Source organism: Streptomyces sp. NPDC059957, from assembly GCF_042730015.1.
Lineage (GTDB): Bacteria > Actinomycetota > Actinomycetes > Streptomycetales > Streptomycetaceae > Streptomyces.
The window spans coordinates 1-8,845 of the sequence record NZ_JBHWMB010000139.1 but is presented as its reverse complement, the minus strand read 5'-3'; the positions used below and the strand labels follow the sequence as shown (position 1 = coordinate 8,845).

Here is an 8,845-nt window from a genome sequence, read left to right as displayed (position 1 = left end):
GACCCGGTTACCGGGCCCAGTCGACTCCGAGCTCGGCGAGCTCGGCGAGCTGCCCGTCGTCGAGCCGGTCGCGGCGCTGCTTCTGGTTGACGATCCACACCCCCGTCCGGTGCTCCGTGCCGTCGGGGAGCAGCTCGACGTGCCCGCGCCTCGGCATCCCGCCGCCCTCCCGCTCCCGGTACTGCGCGAGGGCCTGGATGCCCGTCTGGAAGGCTGCTGCGCACCGTCCGGACGTGGTGGTCGCGGGCGTCTTCGCGGTGGTCTTGCGGGCCCGTACGGCCTTGACGCCGAGCGCCCCGAGGCGGCGTCGCTGTTCGTCGCTGAGCTGGTCGAACTCCCGGCGCTGGGTGGCGAGCCAGCGTCCGATGTCCTCGCCGTGTCGGGTCACCCCGGGGACGACCGCGCTCAGGCGCGCGCCCTCGGCCAGGAGTTGGGCGAGGTAGGCGGAGTGCCGCTGCCAGTCCACCGTCCACCCGCTCTCACCCGGGTTCCAGTCCTCGTCGATCGCGGCGAGCACTTCGGCCCGCCGGCGGGCGCGTACGGGGTCCTTGCCCAGTCCGCCGGGGCGGCGCACGTTGGTGAGCCACTGCCCGACGGGCTTTCCGAGGGCGATGCCGTGCCGCGGCGAGGCCAGCGTCCCGTGCTGCTCGAAGTAGGCGCGCGCGGCGGCGAGGTTCTCGTTGAAGGCGGCGTCGGCGGTGTCCCAGACGATCCCCAGCTCCTCCAGCTCGGCGGCGTGCTCCCCGCTCATGGCCCCGGCCCGGAACGTGCGGCGCTGGTCGGAGAGCCACCGCCCGAGTGGGTACGGGCCCTCGGCGTGGCCGTAGGGGACCTCCAGGTGCCCCTCGCGCTCCCGGTAGCGGAAGGCGGCCTCGACGCCCCGGCGCCAGTCGGCGCGCTCGGTGTTGAAGACCTGGTAGCTGATCCACTTCGCGATAAGGACAGGGTCGCGCGGGGCCGCGAACCGCAGCAGCAGCCGCGCTTCCTCCTGGCCGTCGGGGGGTGCTTCACCGATCATCGGCGACGGCGCTACACTGCGCTTCTGCTCTTCTTGGGGAATTGCGAGCATCTCCACAGCACGTTCATCGTGCGCACGGAGCCCGTTCAATACCCGAATGAGAGGGCCGTACGATTTCGACGAGAGAATGTCGTCTGGGTTCTCATTCTCGGCCAGGAAGACAGGCACGATGAGCGTGGCCATCTTCCCCTCCCCGGGCTTTTGCCGGAGGGCCCGGCCGATGGCCTGGACGATGTCGACGGCGGAGCCCTTGGGGTCGATCAGGGCTACTGAGTCCACCGCTCGGATGTCGACGCCTTCCCCGAGAACGCGGCAGTTAGCGAGGACCGCGCGCCCGGCGCGGCGTCCGAAGTCGGCGAGGACGTCGGCCCGGTACTCGGGTTCGTGGTCTCCGCGCAGCCATCCCGTCCACACCTTCGCGGGGTGCTTTTCGGGGTGCGTTTCGTGGAGGACGTGCACGACGGCGCGCTGGCGACCATCTCCGACCGGTACGGTGTCGTCGTGAACACGGTGGCTGACCTGAAGTAGCGGTGCGGGAACGCTTCCCACCGCATTATGTCCACCACGCACCGGACCTCCCGAGCAGCGGCCACGGTCCGGTCCCGGTGGGCGGTTGCCGAGCAAGATGCCCCGTGGCCGTCAGGAGCTGCCTCGCTCCGTCCGAGGGCGCCGTCCGCCGTGAGCAGCGGTGCACGACGTGGCCGGTGCGATCCACCGCGGTTTCCGGGGGCGACTGGCTCCGCACTGGTAGGGGCCATGGCCGTGAGGCCTGCACGGCCCCTACCGGCGCTGGCGCCCTTCAGTGCGGTCAGGAGCGGACGTCCGGAGCGGAGCGCGGGCCGCGTTCCCCGGCCGTCGAGGCCCTGCGGACACACCGATGGTGCCGGTTGCGCCAGCACGGCTTTGCCGGCTCATTTCTCACGCCCCGTCGACCGACATCCCATCAGTCCACGGGGCGGCGGTGGCGTGCGTAGTGCCGGGCAGCCCTGGCCCGGTTCCCGCACCCTGTGGAACACCACTGCTGGCGAGAGCGCATGTGGTCGAAGAAGAAGACGCAGCCCGGTGCCTGACAGGCCTTCGGCTCCGCGCCGCAGGCCCCGGTCAGGAGGTCGACGACCGCGTGCGCGATCTCGGCCTGGACCGCGAGGACGGGCGTGGCCGGGCAGATGCTCAGGGCGACGGGGCGCTCCCCGGTGTTCCACTGCAGCAGCGGCCAGGGCCTGCCCAGGCCGGCGGCGCGGTTGATGTGGGCGACGTCGAGCGGGTCGGGTTCGTGATGGTCGACGAAGGCGCCGACCAGCCGGCGAGTGGCGTCCCTGAGCAGGGTGAAGAGGTGGACGTCAGCGGCATCGACCTGCTCCAGGACCCCGTCGGGCAGATGGGTCGTCAGCTGGCCGCGGCAAGACCGTAGCCACCAGGCGAGTTTTGCCGGGGTGTCGAAGCTGTCACACATCGTTCCCCGGAGTGGGAAGACGGTGTTGGCGAACTCCAGCGGCAGTGGCGCCCCGTTCAGGGGCGCGATGCCGACGGGGGGCTGAGTCTGGATGTGTGAGAGCAAAGTCAGGCCTCAACTGGAGCGACGGGGATGCGGGTTGTCGTACGTGTCTACTGCATGGCAAGATCTTAAACCTAACGGGTGACTGAAAATAACCCGTTAGGATAGTAAGTGCTCCGGGGGAGGTGGCGTCGACGCCACATGGCCCCGGGGAGGGTAGCCAATCCCAGGGCGCCGACCGTACGGCTCGTACAGGCTTGGTCGGATTTACCCAGGTGCGGGGGATTTTAACTTTCCGCGGGGGGAAACATGACCTTCGATCTTTCTCTTTATCAACTCCGAACATTCCGGGCAGTGGCCCGGCTCGGCAGTTTCACCAAAGCGGCACGCAGTCTTGGATACGCGCAGTCCAGCGTCACCTCCCACATCCGTGCTCTGGAAGCGCGTGTCGGAATCCAGCTGGTTCACCGGCTTCCTCGGGGAGTGCGGCTCACGTCGGCTGGGGAGATCTTTCACGATTATTCCGCAAAAATCTTCCATGTCGTGGACGAGATGACCAGTGCCCTCAATCCCGTGGGGGAAACGGAGGGGCGTGCCTCGATCGGTGCCTCGGCCCTGCTCCTGGAGTCCCGTGTCGGCTCCCTGATCCGGGACTGCCGGTATCGCTATCCCCGAGTGCGGGTCTCTCCGCGGCAGCTGGCGATCAGCAAGGTGTGGGAGGCGGTCCGAGAAGGTGAGGTGGACCTGGCCCTGGTCCACGGGGACTTCTGGCCTCCCGAGGTGCTGACGGGTGGGCTGACGCTGGAGCAGCTGCCGCCGCTCGAAGTGGCTCCCGTCGGCTCGGTGGCCATCACCCGCGCGGACAACGTGGCGTCCGCACTCGCGGGCGTCCGGGTGCTCGCGGTAGATCCTGACTGTGACTCCCACCAGGTCCTGGTCACCGCACTGCGCGAGCTCTACGGGATCGACCCGCCCGTCATCGAGGTCGGATCGCTGGGCGGCGCACGGGAACTCGCCCTCAACGGCTATGGGATCGCGATGCTCCCGGTGGAGACGCTCCGATCGCCGGAGGAAGGCAGTGGCCTTGAGGTGATCGCGGGTCTTCCCCGGGCGCTGCTGGCCGTGCACGCACTGTGGGCCGGCCGGGATTCGGCGATGTCGGCGGTCGCGGTGGTGTGCGACGTGGCGGCGCGCATCGGGCGGGAGCAGGCGGTCCAGATGGCATGACGCGTCAGGACGCGCGTGCTGACGGGGCGGCACCCGGCAGGGGCGGGAGGGTCGAAGCGGAAGATCTGCTTCGACCGTCCCGCCCCTTGGCGGGTCGGTGGCCCTGGCGCCGGGACAGTGGGCCTGCCGCCTGAAGTCTCCGGGAGGCAACGCCGGGAGAACGCGACCTCTCAGTGCTCGCACAGCAGCTGCGCCACCTCGTACGCCCGTCGGGCCGTCTGGGGGCCGGGTGCGAGGGCGGCCACCGACGTCGCACCCTCGAACAGGATCAGCAGCTGCTCCGCGGAGCAGCGGCCCGGCTCCGCGGCCTCGGCCAGGACGGAGCGCAACTCGTCCCTGTGGCGGCGTACGACGTCCACCACGCCGGCCGGGCCGGAACCGAGTTCGCCCCACGCGTTGAGGACCCCGCATCCCCGGAAGCCGGGTTCCGAGCACTTCTCGGCCAGCCATTCGAAGACAGCCGGCAGGGGATCCGAGGGCCGGGCCGCCACTGCCTCCCGAAGAATGGTCGTCCAGCGGGCCGCGCGGCGCTCCAAGTAGGCCGCGACCAGTGAGTCCTTCGCCGGAAAGAGCCGGTAGATGTGCTTGAGAGATATCCCCGAGGCCGTACGGATCCGGTCCATTCCGACGGCTCGGATGCCATGGGCATAAAACAATTCTTCCGCCGCATCCAGCAACCGGGTCCGGTCTCTATCGTTCTCTTCGGGGTCATCCATAAGGCTCAAGCGTAATGTGAATTCCCGTCGAGAGGAATGCGTATTGCATTTCCGCTTGAAAGGGAGAGGCGTCGTCGGCGTTCCCAGCCAATCCTGGATTCGCCTGTGCGGCCGCCCCAGCACCAGCCAGGGCAGCCACGGCCACCCACGTTTCCCCCAGACCCTAGACCGACGCCGTCGTTTTCTGGACGGGGCAGGTCGCGACCCCGGTGATGTCGGCGGCGGTTCGCACCCCGGTGGTCACTCCGAGCTGGTTGAGGATCTCGTCGGAGAGCAGGTCTTCCTTGCCCTTGAGGGCGTCGGCGACCTTCTGGTCGGTGGGGAAGACCATCTCGGCCGCGATGTTGTCCTGGACGATCCGGGCCAGGTTGTCCAGGGCCACGAAGATCGGGTCGGTCGGGAGCTGGACGGTCGGCAGGTCGATCAGGTGGGTGGCGACCTTGGCCGGGTTCATGCAGCGCTGGATGATGATCGAGGCCTGGTTCAGCGCGGACGTCATCCAGATCGAGAGCACGACCGTGTACAGGTCCGCCCAGGCCGCTTCGCCGATCTTCTCCCGCCACCGCTTCATCAGTCCCTCGATCGCGGTGATCTGGGCAGAAGCCGAGTACGTCATGTTGACGCGGATCGAGGGGTACACCCTGCCCGCGAAGGTCTGGAAGTCCGCCATGTCGAAGGAGCGGCGACGCACGGAGTCCCCGATGAAGGTGAGCGCCTCGTCGAGGATCTTGCGGCAGGAAATCCGCAGGTCCTGCGGCAGGTTGGCGCTGTCGAGCTGGTCGCGGGCGGTGGTGAGCGTCGCGGCGTAGCCCTCGAGGGGGCTGATCCAGCCGGTGCTCTGGGGCCCCGCGAAGGCGACCATGTCCAGATCGTGCGGGTCGATACGGCTGGAGTTCGGAACGCCGGGCACCTGGTCGGACAGGTAAGGAGCGAGGACCGAGAAGATTCCCAGGGGGATGTGGCTGATCGATTTGGCCAGCTCGAATATCTCGGCGACAGGGTTGACCGACTCTTGTTCTTTTCCGTCGTAGATGAGGGTGAACTTACCCCCCACGGCGTTGTTCTGGACCACGACGACCGGGCCCAGACGCTTGATCAGCTCGGACTTGAGTGCCGCGTAGTTCGACCGCATTCCCGCATTGACCGCACGGATGGCGTTCCGCGCCGCGGATTCCGCCTCGGCGGTCAGCGCGGTCTCAGCGGTGGCGGCAGAGGCCGACTCCGTCGTACCCAGAAGGGTTATGGCGCTGATAGCGGAAGCACCACCGATGAATCCCCTGCGTGTAGCCATGGTCTGCTTCCCTCCTGGGTGCTGAAGGTGGCTGTCTTGCTGATGCGTGCGTGTGGTCGGCCCGGTCCTCGATCGAGGGCGCCATCAACACCGTCATGCGTGACGTGGATGTGATTTCGCGCGACCCCGTCCGTGTGGATCAGGAGGCCGGCCGACTCCAGAGGGGTGTGCAATTCGCCCCGCCACCACGGTATGCACCAGCGCACGCGCCAGAAATCGGATCTCCCGATGGCACCCATCGGCCGGTGCCCCTTCGAGCAGGTCCGCGGGACAGCGAAGTGCCCGGGTACCGGCGATCCGCCGGTACCCGGGCACGTGGTGATGTTCAGCCGGCGACCGGCGCCTTCCGCGTGGTCGCCCGCCAGGCGGCGAAGAGGGCCGCGAGCATCGTGACGACGGAGATGCCCGTCACGACGTACAGCCCGCTGCGGTAGTCGGCCAGGGCCTGCGGTACGGAGGCACCGGCCCCGTCGCCCGCCGACATCGTCGCCGCCACGACCGCGAGGACGATGGCGGCTCCTACCTGGTACCCGGTCTGAAGCACTCCTGCCGCCAGTCCCTGTTCCTCGTCGTCCACTCCGGTGGTCGCCAGCACGTTCGCCGCGGGGAAGGAGAACGGGAAGGCGATTCCGATCAGCAGGATCGACGGCAGAATCACCCACAGGTACGAGGAGTTCTCGTCGATGCGCAGGAACAGCAGGTAGGACGCGGTGTACGCGGCGAAGCCGGCGAAGATCATCCACTTGGTCCCGAACCGGGCGATCAGTGTTCCGGCCCGCGGGGCGATCAGCGCGATCAGCACACCGATCGGAAGGAACGCCAGCGCCATGTGCAGCGGTGACCAGTGCCGCAGGTTCTGGAGGTACAGGCCTCCGATGAACTGGAAGCTCATGTACGTACCGAGGATGGCGGCGGCCACCAGGCTCGCCCCGACCAGCGCGCGGTTGCGCAGCAGCCCCAGCCGGATGAGCGGTGTGGCGGCCCGCCGCTCGATCGTCACGAACAGTGCCAGCAGCACTGCGGTCGCGGCGGCCTGGGACAGCGTGCGTGGAGCGAACCAGCCCGTCTGTGGCGCCTCGACGATCGTGTAGACGAGCAGGAGCATCGCCGATGTGATGGTGACCGCGCCGGCCGCGTCGTACCCGCCGCTCGGGCGGGACCCCTTGACATCGCGAGGTACCAGCCGCCACCCGCCGGCCAGGAGGGCCAGCGCGACCGGCACCGGCAGCAGGAACGTCCACCGCCAGCCCAGTTCGGTGAGCAGCCCGCCGACGATGACCCCGGTCGAGTAGCCGACGGCGCCGCAGGCCGTGTAGATACCCAGTGCCCGGTTGCGCTGCGCGCCTTCGGGGAAGCTCGTCACGATGATCGACAGGGCGGCGGGGGCGGTGAACGCCGCGCCGACGCCCATGACGAACCGGCCGGCGATCAACAGCGCGCTGGTGTCCGTCACCCCGCCCACCAGCGACCCCGCGGCGAAGACGGCGACGCCCGCCAGGAACACCCGGCGCCTGCCGAGGAGGTCCGCGGCCCGGCCTCCCAGCAGCAGGAAGCCTCCGAATCCGAGGACGTATGAACTCACCACCCATTGCACGGAAGAGGTGGACATGCCCAGATCCGCCTGGATCGGGGGGACCGCGATGCCGATCATGACGTTGTCGAGGGCGTCCAGGAACATCGCGCCGCACAGGACGACCAGCATGGCCCACTGCCGGCCGCCCCAGGCCGACGTGGCCTCCGGCACGGACGCCACCTCAGTGGCACCCGTGTCGAGATCGGTACGGGAAGGTGAAGTCGTCATGCTCCGGGCCCCCTAGTTCGCTATTCCGAGGCTGAACGGCACCTGAGGCGTGCCGCCCACGAGTGCCGCGCCGGCCGACTGCATGATCTGGTCCTGCGCCACGATGTGCTGGTTCATCGTGGTGAGGTCCCTCAGCCAGCGGTCCAGCGGCGACGGCCGGTAGATCGCGCTCGTCGCGACGAGGTCGTAGAGCCCGGCGACGACAGACCGGGCCACCCGGAACGAGTTGACCCGGGCCAGCGCCGTCAGCGCCCGCTGGTCGATGGTCAGCGGCCTGGCCGACTCCAGCGTGTCCCACTGACTGCGCAGGCTGTCGAATACCGCGGCCCGTGCCCCCGCGAGTTCCATCTCGGCTTCGGCGATGCCGAGTTGGATCCGGTAGTTGTCCGACCACGGCTGCCCGGTCACCCCGTTGACCCGGGTGGCCGCCATGCCCCGTACGTGATCGATGGCGGCGCGCGCGACACCGAGCGGCACACCGGGCATGTTCCGGAGGATGGCGTCCGGCGCGGAGATGGCGCCCGCGCCGGGCCGCGCGTATCCGAGCGGCTGTCCGAAGCTGAACGTGTGCTCCTCGGGCACGAACAGGTCCGTGACCTTGTAGTCCTGGCTGCCGCTGCCCGCGAGGCCCGTGGTGAACCAGGTGTCGATGATCTCGAACTGCTCGGGGCGGCCCACTATCACCCGCCAGTTCGGGCTGCCGTCCGCGTGGAGTTCCAGCTCACCCCCGTCGTGTACCAGTACACCCGCCGCCAGCACGTCGCAGTGGGTCACCCCGCTGCCGAACTGCCAGTGCCCGGTCACCCGGTAGCCTCCCGGCACCCGCTCCGCCCGGCTGCGCGGGTTCGGCAGGATCGAACCGGCTGTGATCATGTCGGGGCGCGGCAGCAGGCGACGTGCCACGTCCTCGTCCAGGTAGCCGGCGTAGATCCAGGTGTCCATACCGATCATCGCGCACCATGCGGCAGCCGAGTCACCGGTGGCCAGGGCCTCGATGACCCGATTCTGCTCCAGGGAGGTCAGCTGCGGCCCGCCCCAGGACTTGGGCATTGCCATCCGGAACACTCCGGTGCTGCGCATCAGTTCCACGACGTCCGCGGGAAGCCGGCGGGCCCGTTCGATCTCTTCGCCGCGCGCGAGCAGCACGGGCGCCGCCTCTTCGGCGCGCGCGAGGATGCCCTCGAAGGTGTTCGGCACGGGGTCGTCGGGGCGAATGGTGGACTGCAGTACCGCGGTGGTGGTCATACCGGTGCTCCTTGGGCGAGCGGACAAGTGGGTGAGGTCGATCCGGGGGGGG

7 protein-coding genes and 1 pseudogene are annotated in these 8,845 nt (G+C 68.9%); 1 reads left to right on the top strand and 7 read right to left on the bottom strand.

The window, feature by feature from the left end:
* Positions 1 to 7: 7 nt before the first annotated feature.
* The 3 genes and pseudogenes from ACFWBW_RS40760 to ACFWBW_RS40750 form a co-directional block, all read right to left on the bottom strand.
* On the bottom strand, positions 8 to 1,018 hold the full coding sequence (locus tag ACFWBW_RS40760; protein ID WP_385384662.1) for a helicase associated domain-containing protein: 1,011 nt from the start codon (positions 1,016 to 1,018) through the stop codon (positions 8 to 10).
* A 213-nt stretch (positions 1,019 to 1,231) separates the two neighbouring features.
* Positions 1,232 to 1,432: pseudogene (locus ACFWBW_RS40755) on the bottom strand (helicase-related protein); the annotation flags it as partial.
* A gap of 529 nt (positions 1,433 to 1,961) precedes the next feature.
* Positions 1,962 to 2,576, bottom strand: a complete 615-nt coding sequence (locus ACFWBW_RS40750; RefSeq protein WP_385384656.1) for a CGNR zinc finger domain-containing protein — start codon at positions 2,574 to 2,576, stop codon at positions 1,962 to 1,964.
* A gap of 246 nt (positions 2,577 to 2,822) precedes the next feature.
* On the opposite strand from ACFWBW_RS40750, the gene ACFWBW_RS40745 reads away from it, so the two are divergent.
* On the top strand, positions 2,823 to 3,740 hold the full coding sequence (locus ACFWBW_RS40745) for a LysR family transcriptional regulator (RefSeq protein ID WP_385384653.1): 918 nt from the start codon (positions 2,823 to 2,825) through the stop codon (positions 3,738 to 3,740).
* 170 nt (positions 3,741 to 3,910) lie between these two features.
* Here the strand turns inward: ACFWBW_RS40745 and ACFWBW_RS40740 are convergent, their stop codons facing one another.
* From ACFWBW_RS40740 to ACFWBW_RS40725, 4 genes are all read right to left on the bottom strand, one after another.
* Positions 3,911 to 4,456 carry a TetR/AcrR family transcriptional regulator gene (locus ACFWBW_RS40740; RefSeq protein ID WP_385384650.1) on the bottom strand — a complete coding sequence of 182 codons (546 nt, stop codon included), beginning with the start codon at positions 4,454 to 4,456 and terminating at the stop codon, positions 3,911 to 3,913.
* A 163-nt stretch (positions 4,457 to 4,619) separates the two neighbouring features.
* Positions 4,620 to 5,747: a hypothetical protein gene (locus ACFWBW_RS40735; RefSeq protein ID WP_385384647.1), complete on the bottom strand. Its 1,128-nt coding sequence runs from the start codon at positions 5,745 to 5,747 to the stop codon at positions 4,620 to 4,622.
* Between the two features lie 325 nt (positions 5,748 to 6,072).
* Positions 6,073 to 7,548, bottom strand: coding sequence for an MFS transporter (locus ACFWBW_RS40730; protein WP_385384644.1), 1,476 nt, complete (start codon positions 7,546 to 7,548; stop codon positions 6,073 to 6,075).
* Positions 7,549 to 7,560: 12 nt separating this feature from the next.
* Positions 7,561 to 8,793: an acyl-CoA dehydrogenase family protein gene (locus tag ACFWBW_RS40725; RefSeq protein ID WP_385384641.1), complete on the bottom strand. Its 1,233-nt coding sequence runs from the start codon at positions 8,791 to 8,793 to the stop codon at positions 7,561 to 7,563.
* Positions 8,794 to 8,845 lie beyond the last annotated feature (52 nt).

Bases quoted from the DNA above. Each gene is read 5' to 3' on its own strand.
- ACFWBW_RS40735 (WP_385384647.1), bottom strand. From the start codon at position 5,747: ATGGCTACACGCAGGGGATTCATCGGTGGTGCTTCCGCTATCAGCGCC.
- ACFWBW_RS40730 (WP_385384644.1), bottom strand. From the start codon at position 7,548: ATGACGACTTCACCTTCCCGTACCGATCTCGACACGGGTGCCACTGAG.
- ACFWBW_RS40760 (WP_385384662.1), bottom strand. From the start codon at position 1,018: ATGATCGGTGAAGCACCCCCCGACGGCCAGGAGGAAGCGCGGCTGCTG.
- ACFWBW_RS40740 (WP_385384650.1), bottom strand. From the start codon at position 4,456: ATGGATGACCCCGAAGAGAACGATAGAGACCGGACCCGGTTGCTGGAT.
- ACFWBW_RS40745 (WP_385384653.1), top strand. From the start codon at position 2,823: ATGACCTTCGATCTTTCTCTTTATCAACTCCGAACATTCCGGGCAGTG.
- ACFWBW_RS40725 (WP_385384641.1), bottom strand. From the start codon at position 8,793: ATGACCACCACCGCGGTACTGCAGTCCACCATTCGCCCCGACGACCCC.